Below are 25,444 nucleotides of genomic sequence, written 5' to 3'. Positions count from 1 at the left end.
TGAAATAAGACTCAGAGTGACAAATCGCACGAGCACGAGCATTTGGGCACTCTGCCGCGTAGCCTTCGGTGCAGCACGAGGCGCGCCCGCGCGGAGTCACACACGAGAGGCATGCAGTCAATGGCAGATGTTGAGGCAGCACTGGATCAGGCCGGACTGACCAACCCCCACGTCCGCGAGTACGTCCGCTACTGGGCCGACCTGACCGGCGCGGAGCGCGTCGAGGTCATCAGCGCATCGGACGACGCGCGGCTCGCGCAGGAGGCACTGGATGCCGGGGAGCTCCTTCCCGCCGGTGAGGGTCTGTACTACTCCCGCAGCTACCACAAGGACACCGCGCGCTCCGAGGAGCGCACGATCGTCGCCACGAGCAACCCCGAGGACGCCGGCGCGTACAACAACTGGCGCCCCTCCTCGGAGATGAAGCCGCTGCTGGAGAGCAAGATGCGCGGCGCGTCGGCCGGCAAGACGATGTACGTCGTCCCGTACCTGATGGCACCTCCCGGCTCGCCCCTCGAGGCGTACGCCGCCGGCGTCGAGCTCACCGACTCGCGCACCGTGGTCATGCACATGATCCGCATGGCCCGCGTCGGCATCGACTACATCAACGACCTCGCCGACCCGAACAGCTTCGTCCGCGCCGTCCACGTGACCGGCGACCTGGAGAACCTGGGTCACGGCACCGCCGACGACGCCCGCTACTTCGTGACGGTCGCCGACGAGCGCACGATCCTGCACTTCGGCTCCTCGTACGGCGGAAACGCCCTGCTGGGCAAGATCGCCCACGGCCTGCGCCAGGCGGCGTACGACGGCTGGGCCTCCGGCGCGTTCCTGTCCGAGCAGTTCATGCTGCTGGGCATCACGGACAAGGAGACCGGCAAGAAGTACCACATCTGTGGCGGCTTCCCGAGCGCCTCGGGCAAGACCAACCTCGCCATGACGCTGGCACCCGACGCCCTCGGCGACCGCTACTACGTCGACTTCTACGGCGACGACATCGCGTGGCTCTGGGTCGACGAGAACGACGGCAAGCTCTACGGCATGAACCCCGAGTTCGGTGTGTTCGGTGTCGCCAAGGACACCAACGAGGCGACCAACCCCGGCGCGCTGCACTCGGTCGACGCCGGCTCGGGCGCGATCTTCACCAACATCGCGTACAACCCCAAGACGCAGGAGGTCTGGTGGGAGGGCAAGACGCCCAACCCGCCCGAGGACGTCACGGGCTGGGAGGACTGGAAGGGCGAGCTCATCTCCGAGCGCGCCGAGGGCGACGACTCCCCGTGGGCGCACCCGAACAGCCGGTTCACCACGACGCTGTCGAACGTCCCCAACGTCGCACCGGACTTCAACAGCCCGCAGGGCGTGCCGATCGACGCGATCATCTTCGGCGGTCGTACGCGCGACCGTGAGCCGCTGATCCGCGCGATCACCGATCTCGCCGAGGGCGTGTACGACGGCCTGACGCTGGGCGCGGAGGCGACGTTCGCCGCCGAGGGCGTCGACGGACAGCTGCGCTACGACCCCATGTCGATGCGTCCGTTCATGTCGTACCCCGAGGGCTCGTACGCGGCGCACTGGCTGAAGATCATCGGCCAGGCCAAGGAGCTGCCGCTGTTCGCGCACGTCAACTGGTTCCAGCGCGGCGACGACGGTCGCTTCCTGTGGCCCGGCTACCGCGAGAACCTGCGCCCGTTGCTGTGGCTCATGCAGCTCAAGGCCGGAGAGGTCTCCGGACGCCAGACGCCGGTCGGCATCATCCCGACCAAGGAGGAGCTGAACCTCGAGGGGCTCGACATCTCGCCCGAGGACCTCGACACGATCCTCACGATCGACAACGCCCGTTGGCAGCAGGAGATCGAGCACCGCGACGTGCACCTCTCGGCGTTCCACGGACTGCCGGAGGAGATCTGGGAGGCGCACCGCCGGGTGAAGGCCGACCTGGAGGCCGACGCCTGATCGGAGCTCCTCGAGCCTGACGAAGCCCCTCACCCGCCACGGGTGAGGGGCTTCGTCGTCCGGTCAGCCGCCGATCTGCTGGGCCTGGGTCGTCAGCGCCTCGGCCTCGGCGGAGATCTGCTCGTCGGTGGGATCCTCCCCGAGCTCGTCGGCCAGGTCGTCCTGGGCGATGACGGTGAGCGCACCGAGGTACGCGTCGGTGTCCGCCTGCTCGGCGCTGATCACCTCGACGCGCCCCTCGATCAGCCCGATCGTCGCGCCGGGGCCGGCGTCGAGGAGGGAGCGGACATGGTCGGCGGTGATGGTCTGCGGTTCGGTCATGGCCTCGGTGTTCCCGCCGCGGGCGAGCCTAATCACACGGACGGCCGCACCCCGTCACTATAACTCAGAGTTACGCTATGCCCATGAATCAGTGGGTCGCGATCGGGATGGCGCCCGTGCCGAGCAAGACCACACCCGAGGTCCGCATCTTCGGGCCGTTCGGGACCGCGGATGCAGCGCGGGATTTCGTGCAGTTCCTGGGAGTCACCCAGCCCGTGACCTGGGACATCGCACCGATGCGTCAGCCCAGGATCTGAGGGCATCGGCGCGGACACAGGGATCCGACGTCCGCCTCCAACTCGGACGGCCGGCCGGGCAGAGGCGCCCGGTTCGGGGCAGGGCGTCCGCCCCGGACTCCTGCGCACCTTGCGCAATGGGCGTGGACAAGGGGGCTCGTAAGGGCGAAGTGTCACCGAGGAGTGACATGCAGTCACTGTAGAATCTCGGCATGACATCTACGCGCAGCATCGCGTACATCCCGGCACTTGACGGTCTCCGGGGGATCGCAGTGCTAATGGTGCTGGTGTATCACTTAGCGCTCACCACGCCAGTGCTTGCCCATGGCGGCGTCATCGGCGTGGACGTGTTCTTCGTCATCTCCGGTTACCTGATTACCAGCATACTCTCCACCGAAGTTGCTCGCGGTGGCCGGATCAACCTGCCCAAGTTCTACGCAAAACGCGCTATCAGGCTCTGGCCTGCCCTGATCGTTGTGGTCGTGATGATGCTGATCCCTGGACTCTTATGGATGCCAGAGCCCGCGAAGTATCTAGTTGATTCTTTCGCGGCCCTCCTTTACCTGACGCCCGTCACAACGCTCCCGCTACACCTCTCTGCCGCGTACCTGCACACTTGGACGCTCGGCCTCGAAGAGTACTTCTACCTCGTATTCCCGTTGGTTCTCATCGTCGCGGCACGTCGCGGATGGTCGCAACGTGCGCTCAAACGAGGACTAACAGGAGCGGGCGTCGGGCTCCTGACCCTACTCGCGGTCGCGCATCTAATTGGCCGCGGCGATTCGTCCGCCCTCAACTACCTGCGCGTCGGGGGCATTGCTCTGGGCTGCGCACTCGCACTCGCACTACGCGAGCGAGACCGGATCCAGTCAGGCCTCGGCGCCTCAATTGCGGGAGCAACCCTCATCGTCGTCGCGGTCCTACTCACCGAACCTGACCACCTCTACGGGTTCTCATTCGTCTTCTCCGCAGCTGGCACGTGCCTGCTGATCATTGCCGCCGTGAGCGTGGCTGGCGGGCCGATAATGAGCGCGCTCTCGGTCGGGCCGTTGGTCTATATCGGGGTCATCTCCTACGAGTTGTACCTATGGCATCACGTCTTGCGCACGGTTGGCGCACGCGCCACCGAGCAATCCTTCGCCGATACGGCCATCTGGGCATATCCGCTGGCATTCGTGCTCGCCGCGATCACACACCGCGTCTTGGCACCCGTGCAGGGGCACCTCCGGGGCAGGTTCGTCAAGCCAAATCGACCGGGACGCCAGCACCGGCCGGTTGCGCGACCGGGATACTGATCATCGCGGGGCGCCAGTTAGGTCGGACACGACGCTCGGAGGAATCAGATCCTGGACCGGGGCACGCCGTCACACCCGACGCACCCTCCGTGCCGCGAGGCATCACATGTGGTCGCCGTCCATGCCAAACGGCGCCCGCAAGTTCGTACTGAGCATCATTCGTCTCTCGGAACAGGACGCCCTGCACATTCTCGGTGCTGTTGGTCTCGATGTGACAGTCCCGACGAGGTCGCGCCGTCCGTCGGGATGGTGCCGAAGTCAGTGCAGTAGCCGAAGAAGCAGCAGCCATAGAACGGGTCTGACGAACGATCGCGAGAGCGGCCCCAGGACGTCGTTATTGCCGAAAGGGAAGGCTCGAACCGAATCCCAGAAAGCGCGATGTCATGCGGCGGTCCCGCCTCGGGTGGTCTCATGGAACACATCGGAAGATGCGTGTCGCGAAGATGAACGACGGGGTGACATTTCGACTGCCATCTCCGTTAGGCTTCGGCGGTGACCACCCTCGGGCTGATCGTCATTCCGCTGACGGTGTACGCGATCTTCCGTCCCGCGTTCCTGCCGTACCTGATGGCCGCGACCATGCCGCTCGTGTCATCGTCGGCGCTGGAGTTCAGTGGCAACAAGGTCCAGCCGTTCTTCGTTGCGGCTATCGCGCCGGCCTTGCTACTCGGACTCAGGAGGTCCAAACCATCGAACCTCGGGCTGCTTCCGGTCACCCTCGTCGCGTTCTTTGCAGCAACAGCGGTAGCGCTGCCGGCAGTCTTTAGGGGCATACCGGTCCTCGTCGCGCGCGGCGGCGTGGACGAGCAGGTTGAGGCGCCGGGCCAGCTTGAGTTTACGATTTCCAACCTCGCCCAGGCTGGCTACTTTGGGCTCGCGGTGCTCGTCGTCGTGTACTTCGCGCGCAACCCTCCGAAGAACTCGAGGTTCATCGCGGCAGGGTTTGCGGTCGGCACGTTGCTCAACCTGTGGGCGCTGGCGAACCAACTGATCGGAATCTTCTACCCGCGCGAGGTGTTCCGAACGTCGCTCTTCGGAATCCATAGCGATAGCTATTTCAACGGTGCGCAACGGTTCTCGGGGATCTACTCCGAGCCCTCGATGCTCGCGACTTTCAGTGTTGCAGCCGGAGTTTACGGTCTCTTCGCGTTGGGTACCAAAACACACAGAAATGCCGTAGGCGTGTTTCTACTCGCGTCGAACCTGACGATGTTGGCTATGTCGTACTCCGGGACCGCCGTTGCTGGGGGCGGCCTCGTGGCAGGTCTCACGGTCGGCGTGGTGGTGTGGCGGTTCGTCAGCGGCCAATCGCGTGTACGGGCCGAGGTGATGCTGCTGATGATCGTTGCCGCGGTCGTGATAGCCACCGCTTCGGCCGTCGTGCACGACTACGCCGCAGCTCTGATCGAGGACAAGCTCCGCTCGTCGAGTTACGCGAACCGTTCGGGCTCAAATGCATTCTCGTGGGACCTGTTCCTCGATACCTGGTATCTCGGCGCTGGATTGGGGTCGTCCCGACCGTCATCGTTCGCGATGTTGTTGCTGTCGAACGTCGGCCTGGTCGGGACCGGGCTCTACGTCGCACTCGTCGGCCGGATTGCCCTGCGCGCGCGAAGCATCGCCGAGATGCGCCCCGAGCTGTGGGCGCTGATAGGCGTTCTTTTGGTCAAGGTTGTCGCGGAGCCAAACCTGTCGAATCCGATCCCGTGGATGCTGCTGGCAGCGTGCGCGGCGGCGTACTCATCAGGCGTGGACTCCGAACCACGTCCGTCGAATACGAGCACCCGGACTACGGCCGCAACGGGGGGACGCGCCGCCCACCATTCTTCGTTGCCTGGAACCTGAGTCGTTTTCGCAACATTCACCTCGTCGCTGCCCTGTACTGGCGGTCCTGAGGCTCCCGTGACGCTGGTGGCGGGACGGTATGGCGCTTCACGCGACTGATCGAGGCCCAACTGCTCACACCGCCTCGAGTCCATAAAACACGCGCTGCGGGCGCGAGCGACAAATCACGACCAGCCGCCACAGGCCCAAAGCGGCAGAGGTGGCGGTGCCTTACATAAGGTGCTTCGCGCTCGCGATGTTCGCAGTGTCCTGAGTCAATCGGCAGGATCCCCGAACGCGAAGGCGTGGTGGATCAGGATTCGTTGAACGCGGAGGGATGCCGACCCGTAGGGTGAACTTTTTGAGCCCTGTGGCGAAGTCACGGATCACAGAGTCCTGTCGAGGGGAACTGAGCCGGGACTCGCGGCGTGCATGACAAGCCGTCTCGGTAAGGTGTGCGCCTATGGATGACATGCGCCCCACCCCGCAGATGCGACTTGCCCGTCGACTCAATGGCCGAGGCGGCAAAACGGCATGGGCCGCCCTCAAGTTGCTTGGCGTCGAGATCCCTCGCAGCGTGCAGATCGCGGGCGGCCTGCGTCTCGCGCACGGCGCCGTCGGGCTAGTGGTCCACCAGTACACAATCATCGGTCAAGATGTAGTGCTCTACCAAGGCGTCACGCTCGGGCGAGGCGACCAGTATCGACGTCTCGACCAGGTCGACCACGACCCGTCGACCGGCGGGCGGATCGTGGTCGAGGACCGCGTCATCGTGGGCGCGAACGCGGTCGTCCTGTTCAAGGTCGGACAGTTCCTCACCCTCGGTCACGACTGCGTGATCGGCGCAAACTCTGTCGTCCTCGACAGTGTTCCGCCCGGCGAGATATGGGCGGGATCGCCAGCCAAGAAGGTCGGCACGAACCCGAACTTCACCGCCGGCCAGACCACCTAGACGTCTGCCGCGACGGCAACTCAACGAACTCGATCCTGCACGAGAGTGCGCTGCTTCCGGCCAGAAGCAGGGATTGCTGGCGACAGAAGTGTCGCCCACAGAGCGAAGAACCCGGACCCTCGATGGAGAGCCCGGGTTCCGCGTGTTCTGTCCTTGCGCGCCCGAAGGGATTCGAACCCCTAACCTTCTGATCCGTAGGCACTTGCACCCCGTATCTGCGGGTCTCAGCTCATGCTGATCCGTACTGCAGTCACAGGCTGCCGACCCGCACCGCGTGTCATTCCGTCTCACTCTGTTATGCGCCGTCCGTGAGAGATCCCGTGAGAGCCCAGTGCCGCACCTTGAACCCGCGTGGCGGGGTCGGTGTCGTCGTTACCGCCCTAGGCTCTGGACCGAGCAAGAGGGAATGAGATGTCAGAACCGCCCGCCCTACCACGCACCTCAGAAGGTTGAGCACCTCAAGAATACGAAAACAATAAAGCGCTTACCCGGTAGTCGCTGAAGAGCGCGGCAAAACGCACGCTGTTGACGCCGGACACACGAAGGAGGGCGACCCTTGGAACGTCCGGCCGAACGGGCAGCCAAGACAGGTCTACTTCTATTCGGCTGACGGCCCGATGGCCACGGGCGGTCGGAGGGTCCGCGTTGCTCTCCCGACTGAGTTTCGGGGTGGCTGACCCCGACTCTTGTCCCGAGTGCGTCGCACTCGTCAAGTCCGGTACGGCATGGAGAGGGGGGAGTCGGGTGACAGTTGGAGTGGTGTCGGAGATGTCGTCTGCCGGGCCACCACAAGGGCCCGCATGACTCGATGGGCGCCACGTGGAGTTGCGGAGCGGAGGACTTCACCCCACCTCCGCGCGGCTACGTGTGAGGCGCCCATGTGTCCGGCGAGCACGATACGGTCAATCGAACCGGCGAACGTGGAGGAAATTAAATGGGTCAGCGCGCGTGGACGACCAACGAGGCAGATCTCCTGACAATCAGATTCCTTGACTGGGTCGCGTCCCATAACGACGGGAACCTCATCCACGACGCGCTCGCGTTCTACGAGGACTCAGGCACGCCCACCGAGGCGGAAAAGGGGTCGCTCATCGCTGTCGTGAAGGATCTCGACGCACGAGGGCTAATCACCGGCGAGCAGTCCATGGGCGGCTGGGCCACGTACGGAGCGGTACTCACACCTGCGGGCCGTCAGCTAGTCCGCGACCGCACCGAGCGCCGAGCGTCACGGCGTGCAAGGTCCGTGACTGCGCGAGATGCGCTGCTCGATTGGATGTACGAAAACACGAACGATGAGATCAACGAGGCGCCGGAGATCGACACCTTCTCCGGGACCGTTCACGCGCATGTCGAGGCCGACCCCTTCACGGAACCCGAAATCACAGCGGCAGCGACGTTCTTGCGCGATGAGGACTTCGTGACCGGAATCCGCGTCGGATTCGGGCCGCCAGTGATCCGGCCTCGTGTGACTGCCAAGGGGCAGCGGGCGGTCACGAGCGGCGCGTACACGACCGAGCCCGCCGCGTCAGCCAGCAGCACCCACAACACCGTCAACGTCCACGGCGGTAACTACGGTCAGGCCGGAGCAGGCCAAATCGTCACCCAAGAGCAGACCGTGGGCGCGGACCTCGAACACCTGCCCGACCTCCTCGCTGCAGTGCACGATGCTCTCTCCGGCCTTCCTGAGAATGAGATCAGCGGCGCTGAGGCGTACCTCACGATGATCGAAGCGATGGCCGCATCCGACGAGCCGAATCGTGGTGTCCTGGAAGTCGCGGGCCGTGGCCTCGCGAACCTAGGCGACAAGGCGACCAACGCCATCACGGGCGCCAGCATTCGGACCCTCTGGCTGTATCTCGCTAGTCGGTTTGGGTTCCCCGCAGGGTGACGGCGACCGCGGTGGACCGCACCCTTTGCTCGTCCCTACCAACCCGCCGTACGTCAGATTTTCGTCTCATTAAGGTGGGACAATGTTGCGGGAGGCGATCTGATGCTGCATGAGGGTCCAACCGCTCGTGTGCCCGAGGGCGCTACAGAGGTTTCCTCCCCGGAGCGACCGGGGCGACGGTTCCAGCCAACGACTGAGCGCCTCCTTGACGCCGACCTTCGTTCACTCGCGTCCCGCCTGCCGGGGGCACGAATTGGGCTGCTGCTTGCCCCCGAGTTCCCAGGTCCACAGGGCGTAACCGATCTGCTCGCAGTAACGCGATCTGGTGCAGCGCTAGAGAAGCGCCTGCGTTCAGGCATCCCTTTCGTCACGAGCCTCAGCGACAGCGCGGTCCTTGCGGCTCTCTCCCCGAGGCGTGCCCACACTGCCGAGTTCGTGGCACGTCGGTCAGGCATGAGCGTCAACCAAGTGCGGCGAAGGCTTTCGTCGTTGACGGCTCGCGGGATGAGCACAAGACTGGAGAGCGGCAACTTCCTACGCCACGAAGTGTTCACACCCGTTGGACGCAGCTACTCGTTTGAGGCAAAAGTATCGGACTGGCAGCAAGGACTCAGCCAGGCTGTCCGCTACTCGGTCTGGTCGGACGCGAGTGCCGTCGTCTTACTAAAGCCTCCTCGTGATCTGAGTGAAGTTATCTCCAGATATCACGGGTTGGGAATTGGGCTTGCGGTACGTGACCGCTGGTTGCTTAAGCCAACAATCGGCCGCCCGGATGCTGGGCTGCGGCTGGTAGCGTCCGAATTGCTAGCGAAGTCTGTGTCGCATCAGAAGCCTTCACCTGCGGCGTAGCGCTCCAGCACCTGCGATGGCCGAATGTTCCAGGCCTCCTTGTCACTGAGCCTCACCGTAGGACGCAAGGCGGCAACTAGGTCGTCATACGCGGATCCGGAAACGGCGTAACGTCTCCGGAGTTCGGCGACCCGGTCGGCCCGCAACGCAGACGCGCCAACAGCGAGCACTGCTTCGCGCAGACGACCCAGGTGGTGCATTCTCTGGGCGGCGTCACTTGGTGGCATTGGACCCCCTCGTAACGCTAGTGCTCTGGCAGAATTCCAGCGCTCGATGGCCTGCGCAGTGTCGCGTCGAAGAATTGATTGAAGACCTCCCTGGGTCACATACGATGCGGGAATCCGAATCCCCGGATCCGAGTCGACGTGGAAGGAAAGCGGATCGAATGTACGTTGCCCTCGATCCCACCCGCTGCCAAGCGTGTCGGCGCCTGCAGCGATGGCGGGCAGACCTGAAAAGTCGGCGTGCGCGACGATGACCCGCGATCGGATCGACAGCGAATGGACAGTCCGGCAGAGTCCCGAGAACGCCTCGACATCCGTGAGATCCGGTACGTGGTCGACGACGATCTCGTTTGCAACGGTCAGCACCCACACCGGTGACCTGAGCGCAACGAGGCTGCCGACGTAGGCATCGAGGCGAGTGCCCGAACTCCAGAAGGCTCGCGTCCCGACGAGTGACTGCCACGAATCGCCGTCGATACCTCGCGCAACTCGGGCAGTAGCAAGGGCGTGCGTCGCCTCGGCCGCAACGGGCGAAGCCAGCTGGAGAGTTGGCGCCAGGTGCGCAGCATTCAGGGAATCCTGACGCTGAAAAACACGCTCGACGTGCGATACGCGGGAGGCCGCCGTGTCTAGGGGCGCGGGAGCGCCGTCCCACAACTCCCATTCGTCGTAGAAGTCGACCTTGTTGCACGCTGGCAGGAATCGCGCGTGTGTCATCGGATCAAAGACGACCTCGCCGCCAACCGAGCGAACTGCACTCGCCACGTCACCCGCGCTCGGGTGGCGAGGTTCGCTAACTCTGGGGGTAGCGAACGGGGAAATGATCACGCCGTCCGCACGACCCGCCTCAACCGCTTCGGCAGACCATTTCCTCTGCCCTGACCGGCGGCCGTCGTGGATGAGCACTCCAGCCATCAGGACTCTCCTCTGATCGTTGCGATTCGTTCTCTCAGTTCGCGTCCGTCTAGGAAGCGTCGGGCAGGTTGCCGCTGTAAACACGTGTCGATGACTTGTGCCAGTTGGTCGGAAACCCCTGCCGCAACCGACTTGATAGGAGCAGCCTGCTCATCGGTGAGCCGACGGTCGTACTCGCCCGGCGCACCGTTGGGGTCGACTGGGAAACCGCCAGTGAGCGCATAGAAGGCAAGGATGCCTAGAGCAAAGATGTCGCTCGCAGGCGAAGGCTCGCCCCCTGGGACGTGCTCGGGGGATCGCCATCCTGGGGTACCAGGCTGGAAATGACCCGTTATCGCGGTTCGCTCCAAGTGCCGCGCGAGACCGGGGTCCATCAGTACGAAACGTCCGTCCGCTGTCTTCCGAACGTTGCCAGCGGACAAGTCGCGATGTACGACGTCTAACTCATGGCACGCCTCCAGCGCAACCGCGATGTCGCCAAGGAGCGTCCAGACGTCGTCCTCCGACCAGATCGTGTTGAGAGTCTGACGGACATCTTGCCCATCGAGGTACTCCTCGACCCAGCAGACGGCCTCCGTCGGATCACCGATTTCGACAGCGTCGGTCAGGACTTTCACGACGCGAGGCGAATCCACCGTCGATAGCAATTCGACCTCACGATGGGCGCGCTCTGAGGTGATCCGACCGTTCGGATCGTTACTCACAAGCACGATCTTGGCGACGGCTTCAGCCCCGCTGAGCGTGCACTTGAGAACAATCTTCTGACCGCCCTGGATCAGCGGTGTCACGTCCTCCAGCCCGAGTGCAGCCGTCACATCCTGGACAAGTGTTTGACTCATAGCCGGCGATGTTATCTGTGAGCGGGTGTCACGACGTTCGTTTTCATCGGCCAGACGAGCGATGCCACGCCAGTCTGTGTGTCGATCAGAAGGTTAACGAGACGCTCTTGCCCTGTGCGCGTCACACACATGGCGCTGACCAGCGAGAATGGGCGATTAGTTAGCGGCGAATGGGGACTTGTGGGCCGGTCTCTCACCCATCTCTCACGACAGGCCCCCCTGGGTCTGTTGTCTTAGTAGTGGATACCGAGTTCGCCCTCGTGGCAGAGGATCACAATCTGGTCTCCGGTCGCAATTACGTGAAAGCCGCGCACCCTGCACTCCGCGATGAGTTTCTCCAGACCGACGTAGCGCTCGACGTCTGCGGTCGCCCGCCGAACCACGCCACCCGTGTTGGCCCGACCGGCCGCGAAAAAAGATCTGACTCATCCATGCCTGTGTCATCTTCGGTGTCAAAGGTTGTCCCGACGACGAGGACAACTACGGCGGTGCCCGCCGAGGTGGCCGGTCCTCGGCGGGCGGTCTAGCGGCAGGAGTGTTCCTGCTCGATCAGGACGACGTCAGCGGCGGTGAGCGGGACACCCCGCCTGAGCCATGCCCAGACTCTGCGGAGGCCGTGCACCTTGCAGCAGACGCGGGCGCGGTCGGCGGAGCCCATCGGCGCTGCGAGCGCTGCCAGCCACCCTCGGAGCACCTCCTGGACCGGCGCGTCGAGCCGGACGACGAGGTCGCCTAGTGTCGGATCGCCGTCCGGCGCTGGGGTGGCGACGGTCGCCTCCAGTGCGCTCAGGCGGGCAGCGCGGTCAGACCTGTGTCGCGATCCTGCTGCCACCGGGTCACCTCCTCCAGCCGTTCGATCCGCTCCTCGATGTCCTCGTCAAGGACGTGACGGCCGACCTCCAGCAACGCGCGCGCCGCCCGCACGCGTGTGGCTGCCGACTCCGCAGTGAGCGCCTTCCGAAGCGCCGCGACGGCCTCACCCTGAGCAGCAAGCAGCGCGGAAACCGCTTCAGAGGCAGCAGCGCGCCCCGCAGCCCGATAGGCGACCCGAAACCCGGCATCGGCTAGCCACCGGCGTACTGAGCGCTCCGTTACGTCGGCTGCGGTCGCCGCCGCAGCGGTGGAGCCTGTCGTCACCAGTACTCGCACAGCGATCTCCTGGGCCGGGCTGAGATTCTCAGGGTGGACCTCTGAGGACACAACAGGACTGGCGGCGGTCACAATTCGGCTCCGTGAGCCGTCCGGACGATGCCAACGGCGACGGTCGTAGGCGTTGTCTCGGATGCGGGCTCCCGCCCCTCCGTGGGCGGAACGTCGAGTGTCGAGCCGGACTGGACCCCGAGAGTCCGACGTTCATGGGTGTCCCTGCCCTCCAAAACTGCACTCAGGCCGTGGTCAATCGCGCCAACGAGGGTCGAGAGATCGACCACAGGCGGGCGACGAAGAGGAGTCGCTTGGTAGGGGTCCAGCGATTGCCGCGCGTCGGCGATCTCGTCGAGTGCACCGATCAATCGCCGGAGGACCAGGGCGGCCTCGCGCAGTTCCTCCAGCGGTCCCCGCGCCCCCGCAACGATCTCGGCTGCCTCGCGCTCAACCCCCTCCCGGATCGTGTCGGCAGCGCTGACTATCGCACGGCGGCGCTCAACGATGTCCCGGTCGATCTGAGCGCGCAGCCTCTGCATCACGAGCCTGCGAGTCGTCTCGTCCGGCGGAGGCGGAGCCGGTTTCGGATCCTTTCCCGCAAGTTCAGCGGCGATGGCTTCCGCCTCCCACTTGGCGTAGGCCGCGCGATACTTCGTCGCGGCCTTGGCCGACTTGTCCGCGAGGGTGCGCTCTTGCTCCCGGGCCTTGGCAATCCGTGCGTCTATCGCAATGACTTCGGGCTGGCGATCAGTAACGGTGCTCATCAGCGCTCCCTCCGACCGTTGCGGTTGCCTTCGTCATCCAAAGCCGCCTGAGCCCTGCGGGCGTCTGCGGGATTGGCGTACACCGATGCTGCTTGCAAGGCGCCGCGCTGCGCTTCGGACAGCAGGTGCCCACGCTCGGCGCGCTCGCATGCCTCCCTTTGCTGGGCGTTGAGTTTCACGTCCGCGCGTCCGAGCGGGATCGAGTGCTGAAAGCCCGTCATGCCTTCACCTCCGGGTCGATTGCGGTCACGTGCCGCGTGCCCTTGGCAAGGGCTTCCGCGACGGGACTTACCTCGATGGCATTGAGCGGCCAGCGATCTTTGGCCCCGGGACCCCTGAGCAAGTTCGCTCGGATCTCCTCGGCGGGGAGGGCGACCGTCCGCCTGCCTGCGAACCTCTCTCGCACGCCCTGCGCGAACCGGTCTCGTGGTGCTCGATTCTTGCTCATACTGTCGTTCCTCTCGTCGTTCACCAGGTCTCCAGACGCGTCGCGCCCGGAGGGAATGCGCTCGCCGGAGCAGGTGCGTTCCACACCCGCCGAGGGCGGCGAGGGGTATTTCTAGGGGAACTACTAGGGGGGCGCTCACCTGAGTGAGCGGTTGAGACGTCAGATCGAGCGGTTGAGACCACGGATCGAGCGGTTGAGACCACGCTCAACTGCTCGCCTGACTGATTGGTTGAGAGGCCGCTCAGCTGCTCACCTGACTGAGCAGTAGAGATGGTCAATGCGTACTCGTTGGCACGGACCCGACCAGAACCGTCGCGGCCACCCTGCACGGTTCTTACAACCCAGCCGTGGACGCGTAGCCAATGAACGTGACGTCTCACTGTCGACTCACCGGCCCCGGTTTCGGCAGCGATCATTTCGGCCGACACGACGGCTCGGAGGCCGTTCGCGCGAGAATGCGTAGAGATCACCACACCGACCAGTCGCGCGCCCGACGGAAGGCCCGGACTGGTGAGAAACGCGCGCCACCATGCCTCCCGGTAGGTGTTGTCTCGCCCATCGTCGAGCACCGTCACGACTCATCCCCCTCCTCCTCTCGGTCCTGTCAGGCATCGAGTAGACGCAGGAGCGCAGACGTCGGGACGATCAGACGGCGCCCAATCCTGACCGTCGGAATCTCGCCACGCTTCACCGCCGCGTAGGCGCTCGCACGACCGAGGCTCAGAACTTCGGCAGCCTCCTCGACCGTGACGGAGGGGCGTTCTCGGAGTTCCGACACCGTCAGGGCCCGGTCTTGCTCGTCTGCTGCGTTCGTCATGACTTCAGCCTGTCCGCCTGTACTCATTTCGTCCACTGATGGACTAAACTGACACCATGCAGATTGACCCCGCACTCGCCCGAGGAATCGGAAAGGCGATCGCTCAGCGACGCGCAACCGCCGAAGCACTGGACCCCCGCACGACGCTATGGAGCGATCGCGACGTCGCTCGACGCATGACTGAGGCCGGACATCCGATGCAGCACTCAGCTGTGATCCGGGCGCGGAAGGGTCAGCGCACTGTTTCTGCGCAGGAGTGGCTGACGTTCGCACTCGTCCTCTCGGTCACGCCGCTCTCGCTCGTCGACACGGATGGGGAGTCGGTGGATCTCGCTGGGGAGGCACACGGGCGCGCGCCGTTCGCTGCTTGGTTCGCCGGTCATCGTCCGCTCGACTCGGTGCCCGAGCCTGCCCAGTTCTATGCGTCGGCAGGGGCCACACAGGGACCGATTGAAGGTCATTTCGCGGGAGTCCTACGGGCGTACGCGGATCATCTGGAGACCACAACGGACCCGATCGAGCGGTTGCAACTGCTCAGCGACATTGCACGCGCGTCGCTCGATCAATCGCGGGCCGACGAGCGAGTAAAGCAAGTCATCGAGGCGCGGAACGCCCGCGCTCGGAGAAAGGGTGGAGAACAATGAGAGTGGCGAAACCGAAGGAAGGCGAGCCGATAAGGCTCGTGGAGACGCGCACGGGCTGGCGGTATCGGCTCGTGCTTGACGTCGGTGAACGCGAGGACGGTCGACGGCGTCAGCACACCGAGACCCTCGACACGCTGACGGCCGCTCGGGAGCGAGTCTCCGAGATTCGGGCAGACGTGAAGCGCGGGACGTACAACGCGCCGGACCGGACCACGTTCGAGGCCCTGTGCGCTCGGTGGCTGGAGTCCAGACGCGACGTACGCGAGATCACCCTCAACGGCTACCGGACGGTCCTGAAGCCGGTCCGGGCACGGATGGGCAGCCGCAAGGCTCAGGGCCTCGGCCGGTCCGACGTAGAGGCACTCGTGACGTGGCTGGCGACGGAAGCCGGGCGCACCGGCAAGGGCGTCAGCCACCGCACGATCGTGTTCACGCTCGGCGCGGTCCGGCAGGTGCTCGCGTACGGCGTCTCTGAGGGCCTGTTGTCCGTGAACGTCGCGGACGGGGTGCGGGCGCCGCGCAAGACTCGCGCCGACGTCAGGACCGTGACCGTGTGGGAGCCGTCTGACTTGCTGAGGTTCCGCGCGACGGCCGACACCGACGACTGGGCGGCGGGTTGGCGGCTGACACTCTCCGGGCTGCGACGCTCCGAGGTGCTCGGGCTGCGCTGGACGGCGGTCGACCTCACGGAGGGCGCGGTCACGGTCGAGGCGGGTCGGGTCGCGCTCGACGGGAAGCGCACCACAACGGACGATCCGAAGTCGGCAGCGTCGTGGCGCACTGTCCCGGTCGAGTCGATGCACACAGGCACGGTCGCGCTGCTGAAGTCCCTGAAGGCCCGGCAGGCTGCCGACCGGCTCGCGTCTGGCAGCGCGTACGAGGAGAGCGGGTACGTGCTCGTGGACGCGATGGGCCGACCGGTGCGACCTGAGGCGTTCTCCGACCGCTTCGCGGACCTTTGCGCGGAGGCCGACGTCCCGGCGACGCGGCTGCACGACGTCCGGCACACGGTGGCGACGCTGCTCCACCGGTCGGGCGTTGCACCGGCCGACGCGGCGGGCCTGCTCGGGCACACGGTGGCCGTGCACCTGTCCACGTACGTGACGAGCACAGAGCGCGGCGCACAGACCGCCGCGACGGCACTCGGTGAGGCACTCGCAGCGGTCCGGTAAGCCGTTGCAAGTCAGCAAGAAGCCCCGCGAACCAACCTTCGCGGGGCGTTGTTGTGTCGGATCCCACCGCGCCGACTGATGTCATGGCAATCTCGACCTGTGTTGCTGACCTACGTCGATGAGTCCCACTCGAAGAACGTCTACTACGTCTGCGGTCTCGCCGTGCATCATGAGGCCATCCGGGGTCTGGAGACCGGCTTGGCGAAAGTTGTCCGTGACGCCATGTGGGAGTTCGACGGCTTCAGCTCGAAGGCCGAACTGCACGGCCACCCCCTCTTCCACGGCGAGGGCGACTGGGAGGGACTCAAGCCACGCCAGCGAATCGCGATGTACAACCGCGCGTTACAGGTCATCGCCGATCACGACGTGAAGATCTTTCTTCGTGGCGTGATGAGGAAGCGTCTGACTGAACGCTACGGCGATCGCGCTTCGGACCCCCATGACGTGTGCCTCCAACACCTCCTGGAGCGAGTCAACGACTACGCCCGCGGAACTGATCAGGTCGCCTTGGTTATTGCCGACGAATTGCATGAGCACGACCGCCGACGCCGCGATCTGACCGACTTCAAGGACTACGGCACCCCCGGGTACCTGAGTTCCACCCTTCCTCGGATCGTTGACACGATCCACTTCGCGCCATCGCACCACAGTCGCTTGATTCAGGCTGCGGATCTGATCGCCTTCCTGCACCACCGCATAGAGACTGCAGTCGACACCGACGAGCGCGCGATTCGGGCGAACCAATCGCTCTGGGCCAGGATCGCCCCGAAGGTCGAGCACCAGTGGACCTGGACGCCCTAGGACGCACGAAGGCCCCGGCGACATTCTGTCTACGGGGCCTAAGGCGGGGCGGGAGGCCCTCGCGGGCGTCCACGACTCAGACGATAGGGCACACGGCTGACAGTTTCAATGAACCGAGCCGGTGCACTTAGTGAGAGATTCGTGAGAGAAGGCCCCCCGATCCGGTAAGTATCGGGGGGCCTCCGTCTGTTTGCGCTGGTCAGAAACCTGCACTCTGCGCGCCCGAAGGGATTCGAACCCCTAACCTTCTGATCCGTAGTCAGATGCTCTATCCGTTGAGCTACGGGCGCACACCCCGAAGGGCCTCGCCGATACTATCGCGCCCTGGCTCCAGGAGAAAATCCGGGGACCGATCTTTCGATTCCCCCCTGCGATCACAGGCACAGCCCTAGGGTGACGTGTCACCACTTCACCACCCGGGAGAACACCCATGGCATCACGCCCGCTGCGGACAGCCGCCAGCGCCACATCCACCTTCGCGCTGGTCGTCGCGGGCATCGCCGCCACGACCACGGGCGCCCACGCGGCCCCCGAGGACGTGGACACGCAGCTGTGCGCCGGCACCCCGGTCTGGACCGGCGGCTTCACCGCAGGTCAGCCCGTCCACGGCCTGACCACGACCCGTGGCGTCACGCCCGAGGCGTTCACCGGCTCGTACGTCGACACCCTCGCCAACGGCGCCGGACGCGGCAAGGACATCCTCCTGTTCTCGATGGAGGGCTCGCGGATCACCAAGACCGACCGGGACGGCAACGTCACGGTCGACGCGGGCATCTGGTCCGGCATGTCCGGCTCGCCCGTCTACGACGCGGACGACAACCTGATCGGCGCCGTGGCGTACGGGTTCAGCTACGGCCCCAGCGTCATCGCGGGCGTCACGCCCGCCAAGGACGTCCTCGGCATCCAGGGCACCCAGGCGACCGCGCCGTCCGCGGCGAAGGTCACCATCCCCGCGTCGGCCGGCAAGCGCATCGCCGCGACGACCGCCACCAAGGCCGACGACGCCTCCGTGCCGACGACGCTGCCGCACCTGACCGTGCCGCGGGTCGCGGTCGGCACGCCCGGCTCCGTCGCCACCAAGTTCACGGCCAAGTCGCGCCAGATGAAGAAGAAGTTCCGCACTGCGCTGCCGAAGTTCACGTCGGGCGCGTCCACGACCACTCTCGACCCGGCCACCGCGATCGTCCCGGGCGGCAACATCGCCACGGCGTTCGCCCGCGGCGACGTCACGCTCGCGTCGGTCGGCACCATCACGGCCATCTGCGGCTCGAAGGTCTTCGCCTTCGGCCACCCGGACAACTTCGACGGGGACAAGGCGAGCGAGACGTTCCACGCCGCCTCCGCCGCCGTGATCCAGGAGGACACGAACGGGTCGTTCAAGATGGCGAACATCGACACGACCCCGCTGGGCCAGATCACCCAGGACCGCCTGAGCGGCATCCTGGGGGTCCTCGGCAAGATGCCGCAGGAGACCACGGTCACCACCAACACCACGGTCGCCGGCCAGCGGACGCAGGCCGTCAGCCACGTGTCCGTCCCCCAGGCGCTCGCGTCCACCGTGGCCTCGCAGGTCTACAACGACGTCCTGGACGGCCTCGACGCGTACGCGAACGGCGGCGAGGCCATCGCCTCGTGGACCATCGCCTACACGCCGAGCGGCGGCAAGCCGGCCACCTACACCCGCTCGCAGCGGCTCTCGTACGACGCGTTCTTCCCCGAGCAGCTGCCGTTCGACATCGCCAGCGACGTCGAGTTCCTGCAGTACGGCTCGGACCGCAAGGTCACGATCAACTCGGTGACGATCAACAACCAGCTCAAGCCGGACTACAACGCGCTGCGCATCGCGAAGGTCGAGTACCGCAAGACCACCAAGATCGGCAAGAAGACCGTACGGACGTGGGTCCCGGTCAAGAGCGGCAAGCGGGTCTCCCTGAAGCGGGGCCGGAGCCTGTCGCTGCTGGCCACGCTGGTGCCCGCCACCCCGGACTCGGTCGCGAAGCCGGTCAAGAAGCGGCTCAACCTCAAGACCAGCAAGGGCGCCTCCGGCGTCGGGATGGCCCGGCTGAGCGGTGGGCAGAGCTACTACCCGATGGACGAGAGCGAGTTCACGATCCGGATGGACGAGGAGGACGAGGAGGAGTTCTACATGGACGAAGACCCCTCCCCGGCCACCCTCGCCGAGGTGCTTGCGGCGCTCAAGGCTCAGCCGCACAACGACAGCCTGATCGCCGAGCAGCTCTACATGAAGAGCAACGGCACCCAGCAGCGCGTGACGGCCAAGGCCATGACCCCCGCCGTCACACGCGGCAGCTTCAACCTGAGCGTGCGGTACAAGAAGCGGTAGCGCTCGGCAGCACGTGAGGAGGGAGGCACCGGATCCGGTGCCTCCCTCCTTTTCGTACGTGTGACGATATTCACCCGCTGTGCCATAGCCGCCCCCCGCGCCGCGCCCGTACAGTCGGCTGAATCGCCACCGCCGGTCGGTGGCGACTCATCACACATCAGCTGCCTGGGGCCCGACTGGCTCCGGGGGTGCGATCCAATGCGCTTGGTTCGCGATGCGCGAGAAGGAAAAGTCCACACATGTCTGTAGAGACCATCAGCACCACCTACCGATCGTCGTACGCCAAGCTCCAGGGCTGGGTCGACGAGGTAGCCGCACTGACCAAGCCGGCCGAGATCCACTGGTGCGATGGTTCGCCCGAGGAGTGGGCCACCGTCACGGACCGGCTCGTCGGGGCAGGCACCTTCAAGCGTCTCAACGCCGAGAAGAAGCCCAACTCCTTCTACTGCGCCTCCGACCCGAACGACGTCGCCCGCGTCGAGGACCGCACCTACATCTGCTCCGTCGACGAGAAGGACGCCGGGCCCACCAACAACTGGATGGCGCCCGACGAGATGAAGCAGATCATGACCGATCTGTACGACGGCTGCATGCAGGGCCGCACGATGTACGTCATCCCGTTCGTCATGGGTCACCTGGATTCCGACCACCCCATGTTCGGCGTCGAGATCACCGACTCGGCGTACGTCGTGGCGTCCATGACCGTCATGGCCCGCATCGGCAAGGACGTCCTGACCAAGATCGAGGAGACGGAGGCCGACTACGTGCCGGCGCTCCACTCGTTCGGCGCGCCGCTGGCCGAGGGCCAGGCCGACGTCCCGTGGCCGTGCAACGACACCAAGTACATCGTGCAGTTCCCCGAGGAGCGCACGATCTGGTCGTACGGGTCGAGCTACGGCGGCAACGCTCTGCTCGGCAAGAAGTGCTACGCGCTGCGCATCGCCTCGGTCATGGGCCGCGACGAGGGCTGGATGGCCGAGCACATGCTCATCCTGAAGCTCACGAACCCCGAGGGCACCGTCAAGTACATCGCCGCCGGCTTCCCCAGCGCGTGCGGCAAGACCAACCTGGCGATGGTCGAGCCGACCATCCCGGGCTGGAAGGTCGAGACGATCGGCGACGACATCGCCTGGATCCGGGTCGGCGCCGACGGCCGCCTGTACGCCGTGAACCCCGAGTTCGGCCTGTTCGGCGTGGCGCCGGGCACCGGGTGGGACACCAACGCCAACGCGATGAAGACCATCGCGCAGGGCAACTCGGTGTTCACGAACGTCGCGCTGACCGACGACGGTGACGTCTGGTGGGAGGGCATGACGGACGAGCCGCCGGCCCACCTGACCGACTGGAAGGGCAACGACTGGACGCCCGAGAGCGACCAGCTCTCGAGCCACGCCAACAGCCGGTTCTGCACGCCGATCAAGCAGTGCCCGATCCTGGCCGACGAGTACGACGACCCGAACGGCGTCCCGCTCGACGCGATCCTGTTCGGCGGCCGCCGCAAGACGACGATCCCCCTGGTGACCGAGGCCCGCGACTGGACCCACGGCACGTTCATGGGCGCGACGCTGTCGTCGGAGACCACGGCTGCCGCGACCGGTGCCGTCGGCGTCGTGCGCCGCGACCCGATGGCCATGCTGCCGTTCATCGGCTACGACGCGGGTGACTACTTCGGTCACTGGATCAACATGGCCAAGAACAACGACGAGTCGAAGTTCCCCAAGATCTTCTACGTCAACTGGTTCCGTCGCGACGAGGACGGCGGCTTCCTGTGGCCCGGCTTCGGCGAGAACAGCCGCATCCTGAAGTACGTCATCGACCGCGTCGAGGGCAAGGTCGAGGCGTTCGAGACGCCGATCGGCCTCGTCCCGCCGACGTCGTCGATCGACACCGACGGCCTCGACGTCACCGAGGAGCAGCTGGCGAAGGCGCTCGCGGTGAGCCCCGAGGAGTGGGCAGCCGAGATCCCGCAGATCAACGAGTGGTTCGAGAAGTTCGGCGACACCCTGCCGGCTGTGCTCTGGACCGAGCTCGACGGCCTGAAGGCCCGCCTGGGCCTGTAGCACCCGGCCCGTCCCCGCTGGGCCTGACGTTTCTGCCAGACACGCCGTGCGTGTCGCGTCGAAACGTCAGGCCCAGCGGCGTTTGGTCAGGGGACGAGGACGAGCTTGCCGACGACGCCCCGGCCCAGCTCGTCGTGCGCGGCACCCGCCTGGGCGAGGGGGAACCTGCCCGACACGTGCACCGCCAGCCGGTCGGCGGCCATCAGGTCGACGACGGCCTGCAGGGCCGCGCGGCTGGGCACGATGCGCACGCGATTCAGCTCGATCCCCCGCTCCTTCGCCGCGACGACGTCCTCCTCGCGGACGTCGAGCAGCGACGCCACGACTCCCCCGTCGCGCACCACGGCGAGCGAGCGTCCGACGCTCTCACCGCCGAACGGGTCGATCACCAGGTCGACGTCGGACAGCAGCGTCGCGAAGTCCTGCTCCCGGTAGTCGATGACCTGGTCAGCGCCCAGCCCGCGCACGAAGTCCACCTTGCCCGCGCTGGCCGTCGCGACGACCTCTGCTCCCAGCGTCTTCGCGAGCTGGACCGCGACGTGGCCCACGCCGCCGCCTGCAGCCTGCACGAGCACGCGCTGCCCCGGCTGCAGCTGGGCGATCTCGACGATCGAGCGGTACGCGGTGTGGGCGACGAGCGGGAGCGCCGCCGCGTGGGCGTCGTCCAACCAGTCCGGCGTCGCGAGCAGCTCGGCTGCGGGGACGACGACCTGCTCGGCGTACGTGTTCCCGGCACCGGGCAGGCGGGGCATGCCGAAGACCCGGTCGCCCACGGCGAAGTCGGTCACCCCGTCGCCGAGGGCGTCGACGGTCCCGGCGACGTCCCAGCCGAGGGTGAACGGGGGCTCGCCGATCATCGGGTACCAGCCCTCGCGGACCGCGACGTCCAGCGGGTTGACGCCGATCGCGCCGACGGCGATCCGGACCTCACCGGCGGAAGGCTCCGGGCTCGGGACGTCGACCTGCTCCAGGACGTCGGTCCCGCCGAAGCTCGTCTGGGTGATGGTGCGCATGCTGCTCCTCGTGGTGGGTGGCCGGGCAACCGCAACCTACCGACCGGCCACCCGTCCAGAGGAGCCGGCTTCTATCCGGTGTTGCGCAGGCCCGCGGAGATGCCGTTGATCGTCAGCAGCAGGGCGCGCTGCAGGTCGTCGTCCGGTTCCTCGCCCTCGGGGACGGCGCGCACCGAGCGCAGCAGGGACACCTGCAGCGCGTGCAGGGGGGCGAGGTAGAAGTCGCGCAGCTCGAGCGTCCGTTGCAGCACCGGGGCCGACCCGAGCAGCGACGACTCGCCGGTCACCCGCAGCACCTGCTCGACCGTGCGCTCGTGCTCGCGGCGGATGACATCGAAGATCTCCCGCTCCCCCTCGGGCACCAGGGCGTTGACGTACTCGGCGGCGATGTCGAGATCGGTCTTGCTCAGCGTCATCTGCACGTTGGACATGAACGTGCGGAAGAACGCCCACGAGCCGTACATCTCCTGCAGCTTCTCGCCGCGGCCGTCCTCGAACGCCGCCTCGAGTCCCGAGCCGACGCCGAACCAGCCGGGCAGGATGATCCGCGACTGCGTCCACCCGAACACCCACGGGATCGCCCGCAGGTCGTCCAGGCCGCCCGCGCCGCCCGGGCGCTTGGCCGGACGGGAGCCGATGTTCATCTTGCCGAGCTCGTCGACCGGCGTCGCCGAGACGAAGAACGGGACGAGGGCCTCGTCGCGCACGAGCGCCCGGTACGCCTGCTTGCCCTGCTCGGCGACGAGGTCCATCGTGCCGTTCCAGCCGTCCAGGACGTCCGCCGGCAGCAGCGAGGTGCGGTGCAGCACGGACGCCTCGAGCACCGCGGCGAGCGCCGCCTCGAGGTTCTGCCGGCCGAGTCCGGGCAGGGAGTACTTGTCGGAGATGACCTCGCCCTGCTCGGTGATCTTGATCGGTCCGTCCAGGCTGCCGTACGGCTGCGACATGATCGCCTCGGCGGTCGGCCCGCCGCCGCGTCCCGTGGACCCGCCGCGGCCGTGGAAGAGCCGCAGCGTGACGCCGTGGGCGCGGGCGATGTCCCGCAGGGCCCGCTGCGCGCGGTGGACCTGCCACTGCGAGGCAGCGATGCCGGCGTCCTTGGACGAGTCCGAGTAGCCGAGCATGATCTCCTGGACGTCGCCGCGCGCCGTGACGATGCGCCGGTACGTCGGGTCGCTCAGCAGCGCCTCGAGCAGGGGGCCCGCGGCCTCCAGCTCGGCGACGGTCTCGAACAGCGGGGCGAAGCCGATCCGCGCGGTGACCTCCTCGCCGACCAGGTCGACCAGCCCGACCTCCCGGGCCAGGACCACGACCGCGAACAGGTCGTCGACGTCGTGCGTCATCGACACGATGTACGTCTCGATGACCTCCGGGCCGTACGTGTCCAGGGCGTCGCCGATGACGCCCAGCAGGTCCAGGGACGCGGTCGCGGCCGGCCCGGACCCGCCGCCGGCGAGACCGGTCAGCGGGCGGGCGGACGCCATCTCCCGCGAGAGCACCTCGATGCGTTCGGGACGCTCGAGCGACGCGTAGTCGACCTCGCCGATCCGCTCGTACAGCTCGGCCAGGGCCGCGTGGTGCTTGTCGCTGTGCTCGCGGACGTCCATCGTCGCCAGCCCCGCCCCGAACGCGACGGCGGTGCGGATGAGGCGCAGGATCGCGCCGTTCCCGGTCAGCTCGTCGCCCGCGGCGAGCATCGAGTCGCGCACCAGCTGCAGGTCGGACACGAGCTCGTCGAACGTCAGGTAGTCGCGGCCGGGCTCGTGCAGGGTGCCGTTGAGCAGGCGGTCGCGGGCACGCAGCAGGCGTACCCGGACGAAGCTCAGCTTGAGCCGGTACGGCTCGTCGGCGTTCAGGCGACGGATCGACTCCCACGTGATCGGCAGCGCCTCCGCGTCCGCCTCGAGGCTGCGGCACAGCTCGTCGGACGCGGTGACGATGCGCGTGGACGCGGTCATCTCGGTGAGGATCTCGTCGACCATGCCGACCAGCTCGGCCAGCCCCGAGGTGTGCTGCAGGTGCAGGACGTCCAGCGTCACCGCAGGGGTGACGTTCGGGTTGCCGTCGCGGTCACCGCCGGCCCAGGTGCCGAAGCGCAGCGGTCGCGCGGTCGGCGGCAGGGCGACGTCGAGACGGTCGAGCTGGCGGTCGAGCTCGGCGAGCAGGTCGGGGACGACCTCGGACGCGATCGAGCGCAGGTAGTACACCGACGTGCGCGCCTCGTCCTTCGGTTCGGGACGCACGACGCGCAGCTCGTCGGTCTGCCACAGCAGGTCCACCAGCTCGGCGAGGCGGCGGTCGTCGGCCTGCGCCTGCGCGGGCGCACGCCGGGGGTCCTCCATCGCGCGGATCGTCTGGGCGATCTTGCGCAGCAGCCGCAGGACGCTGCGCCGGCTGGCCTCGGTGGGGTGCGCGGTGAAGACCGGGCGGTACTCGAGGCGTCCCAGCACCTCGGTCAGCGTCTCCCGCGACACCCGACCGTCCTCGAGCGCGTCGCCGATGCGGCCGATCGTCGCCGAGAGCGGTCCCTCGGCGTCCGCGGTCAGCTCCTGCCAGCGGTGCAGCTGCTCGGTGGTGTTGACGAGCTGGAAGTACGCGGTGAAGGCCCGCGCCAGCACCACCGCGGTGCGCGGGTCGATCTCGTCGAGGACGTCGCGCAGCTCGGCGTCGTCGGGCTGGCGGGCGAGCCGTCGCACCTTCTCGACCAGGGCCAGCAGCTCGGCACCTTCGTGCCTGGTCAGCGCCTCGCCCAGCAGGGTCGTCAGCTGCCGGACGGACGCACGCAGGGCGGCGTGCTCGGCGTCGGACGAGACCCCTCCGCCGAACAGCGCCGGGTCGGGCTGGCGACGGTCGGACTCGAGGATCTCCTCGGTGGTCAAGCGGCTCGTGGAAGTCACGGCACCAGTCTGCCGAATGAATCGGCAACCCGACCACCTCGT

20 protein-coding genes and 1 tRNA gene are annotated in these 25,444 nt (G+C 66.5%); 11 read left to right on the top strand and 10 right to left on the bottom strand.

The window, feature by feature from the left end; genetic code table 11:
• Positions 1–120 precede the first annotated feature (120 nt).
• Complete coding sequence (locus tag C3E78_RS00740; protein WP_108576520.1) at positions 121–1,956, top strand: phosphoenolpyruvate carboxykinase (GTP); 1,836 nt, start codon at positions 121–123, stop codon at positions 1,954–1,956.
• Positions 1,957–2,019: 63 nt separating this feature from the next.
• Here C3E78_RS00740 and C3E78_RS00735 read toward each other — a convergent pair whose 3' ends face one another.
• Positions 2,020–2,277, bottom strand: a complete 258-nt coding sequence (locus tag C3E78_RS00735) for a hypothetical protein (protein WP_108576519.1) — start codon at positions 2,275–2,277, stop codon at positions 2,020–2,022.
• An 83-nt stretch (positions 2,278–2,360) separates the two neighbouring features.
• On the opposite strand from C3E78_RS00735, the gene C3E78_RS00730 reads away from it, so the two are divergent.
• The 5 genes from C3E78_RS00730 (at position 2,361) to C3E78_RS00710 (ending at position 8,472) form a co-directional block, all read left to right on the top strand.
• Positions 2,361–2,534 (top strand): hypothetical protein, encoded by a 174-nt coding sequence (locus C3E78_RS00730; protein WP_159085762.1) that lies wholly within the window; start codon positions 2,361–2,363, stop codon positions 2,532–2,534.
• 191 nt (positions 2,535–2,725) lie between these two features.
• Positions 2,726–3,808 carry an acyltransferase family protein gene (locus tag C3E78_RS00725; RefSeq protein WP_108576517.1) on the top strand — a complete coding sequence of 361 codons (1,083 nt, stop codon included), beginning with the start codon at positions 2,726–2,728 and terminating at the stop codon, positions 3,806–3,808.
• 492 nt (positions 3,809–4,300) lie between these two features.
• Complete coding sequence (locus C3E78_RS00720; protein ID WP_108576516.1) at positions 4,301–5,653, top strand: hypothetical protein; 1,353 nt, start codon at positions 4,301–4,303, stop codon at positions 5,651–5,653.
• 442 nt (positions 5,654–6,095) lie between these two features.
• Positions 6,096–6,584, top strand: a complete 489-nt coding sequence (locus C3E78_RS00715; RefSeq protein ID WP_108576515.1) for a serine O-acetyltransferase — start codon at positions 6,096–6,098, stop codon at positions 6,582–6,584.
• 934 nt (positions 6,585–7,518) lie between these two features.
• Complete coding sequence (locus tag C3E78_RS00710; protein ID WP_108576514.1) at positions 7,519–8,472, top strand: hypothetical protein; 954 nt, start codon at positions 7,519–7,521, stop codon at positions 8,470–8,472.
• 824 nt (positions 8,473–9,296) lie between these two features.
• Here the strand turns inward: C3E78_RS00710 and C3E78_RS18095 are convergent.
• The 6 genes from C3E78_RS18095 to C3E78_RS00690 all read right to left on the bottom strand — a co-directional run bounded on the left by C3E78_RS18095 (position 9,297) and on the right by C3E78_RS00690 (position 14,471).
• The gene (locus C3E78_RS18095) at positions 9,297–10,460 is read right to left on the bottom strand and encodes a hypothetical protein (protein WP_135804881.1); all 1,164 of its coding nucleotides are present in this window, start codon (positions 10,458–10,460) and stop codon (positions 9,297–9,299) included.
• Positions 10,460–11,299 carry a serine/threonine-protein kinase gene (locus C3E78_RS00705; protein ID WP_108576513.1) on the bottom strand — a complete coding sequence of 280 codons (840 nt, stop codon included), beginning with the start codon at positions 11,297–11,299 and terminating at the stop codon, positions 10,460–10,462. The genes C3E78_RS18095 and C3E78_RS00705 overlap by 1 nt, the downstream gene beginning before the upstream one ends.
• Before the next feature lie 786 nt (positions 11,300–12,085).
• Positions 12,086–12,448 carry a hypothetical protein gene (locus C3E78_RS18090; protein ID WP_135804880.1) on the bottom strand — a complete coding sequence of 121 codons (363 nt, stop codon included), beginning with the start codon at positions 12,446–12,448 and terminating at the stop codon, positions 12,086–12,088.
• A gap of 68 nt (positions 12,449–12,516) precedes the next feature.
• On the bottom strand, positions 12,517–13,206 hold the full coding sequence (locus C3E78_RS00695; protein WP_108576511.1) for a hypothetical protein: 690 nt from the start codon (positions 13,204–13,206) through the stop codon (positions 12,517–12,519).
• Entirely contained in the window at positions 13,206–13,427 is a 222-nt protein-coding gene (locus C3E78_RS18085) for a hypothetical protein (protein WP_135804879.1), read from the bottom strand. Before C3E78_RS18085 ends, C3E78_RS00695 begins: the two co-directional genes overlap by 1 nt.
• An 831-nt stretch (positions 13,428–14,258) precedes the next feature.
• Positions 14,259–14,471 (bottom strand): helix-turn-helix domain-containing protein, encoded by a 213-nt coding sequence (locus C3E78_RS00690; RefSeq protein ID WP_108576510.1) that lies wholly within the window; start codon positions 14,469–14,471, stop codon positions 14,259–14,261.
• A 56-nt stretch (positions 14,472–14,527) separates the two neighbouring features.
• Here C3E78_RS00690 and C3E78_RS00685 point away from each other — a divergent pair, with 56 nt between their 5' ends.
• From C3E78_RS00685 to C3E78_RS00675, 3 genes are all read left to right on the top strand, one after another.
• The gene (locus C3E78_RS00685) at positions 14,528–15,115 is read left to right on the top strand and encodes a hypothetical protein (RefSeq protein ID WP_135804878.1); all 588 of its coding nucleotides are present in this window, start codon (positions 14,528–14,530) and stop codon (positions 15,113–15,115) included.
• 176 nt (positions 15,116–15,291) lie between these two features.
• On the top strand, positions 15,292–16,287 hold the full coding sequence (locus C3E78_RS00680; RefSeq protein ID WP_159085761.1) for a tyrosine-type recombinase/integrase: 996 nt from the start codon (positions 15,292–15,294) through the stop codon (positions 16,285–16,287).
• 99 nt (positions 16,288–16,386) lie between these two features.
• Positions 16,387–17,088 (top strand): DUF3800 domain-containing protein, encoded by a 702-nt coding sequence (locus tag C3E78_RS00675; protein ID WP_159085760.1) that lies wholly within the window; start codon positions 16,387–16,389, stop codon positions 17,086–17,088.
• A 217-nt stretch (positions 17,089–17,305) separates the two neighbouring features.
• Here the strand turns inward: C3E78_RS00675 and C3E78_RS00670 are convergent.
• Positions 17,306–17,378, bottom strand: a tRNA-Arg gene (locus C3E78_RS00670).
• A 140-nt stretch (positions 17,379–17,518) separates the two neighbouring features.
• Between C3E78_RS00670 and C3E78_RS00665 the strand changes: the two genes are divergently transcribed.
• Both C3E78_RS00665 and C3E78_RS00660 read left to right on the top strand, forming a co-directional pair.
• Positions 17,519–19,432, top strand: coding sequence for a hypothetical protein (locus tag C3E78_RS00665; RefSeq protein ID WP_108576506.1), 1,914 nt, complete (start codon positions 17,519–17,521; stop codon positions 19,430–19,432).
• A 239-nt stretch (positions 19,433–19,671) separates the two neighbouring features.
• Positions 19,672–21,492 (top strand): phosphoenolpyruvate carboxykinase (GTP), encoded by a 1,821-nt coding sequence (locus C3E78_RS00660; protein ID WP_108576505.1) that lies wholly within the window; start codon positions 19,672–19,674, stop codon positions 21,490–21,492.
• Positions 21,493–21,578: 86 nt separating this feature from the next.
• On the opposite strand, the gene C3E78_RS00655 is transcribed toward C3E78_RS00660, so the two are convergent.
• Together C3E78_RS00655 and ppc are read right to left on the bottom strand one after the other, a co-directional pair.
• Positions 21,579–22,505 carry an NADP-dependent oxidoreductase gene (locus C3E78_RS00655; protein ID WP_108576504.1) on the bottom strand — a complete coding sequence of 309 codons (927 nt, stop codon included), beginning with the start codon at positions 22,503–22,505 and terminating at the stop codon, positions 21,579–21,581.
• A gap of 71 nt (positions 22,506–22,576) precedes the next feature.
• A complete protein-coding gene (ppc, locus tag C3E78_RS00650) occupies positions 22,577–25,402 on the bottom strand; it encodes a phosphoenolpyruvate carboxylase (protein WP_199906890.1) in 2,826 nt (941 codons plus the stop codon).
• Between the last annotated feature and the right edge of the window lie 42 nt (positions 25,403–25,444).

The sequence above is a fragment of the Aeromicrobium chenweiae genome (assembly GCF_003065605.1).
GTDB lineage: Bacteria > Actinomycetota > Actinomycetes > Propionibacteriales > Nocardioidaceae > Aeromicrobium > Aeromicrobium chenweiae.
This window is presented reverse-complemented; position numbering and strand designations above follow the sequence as displayed.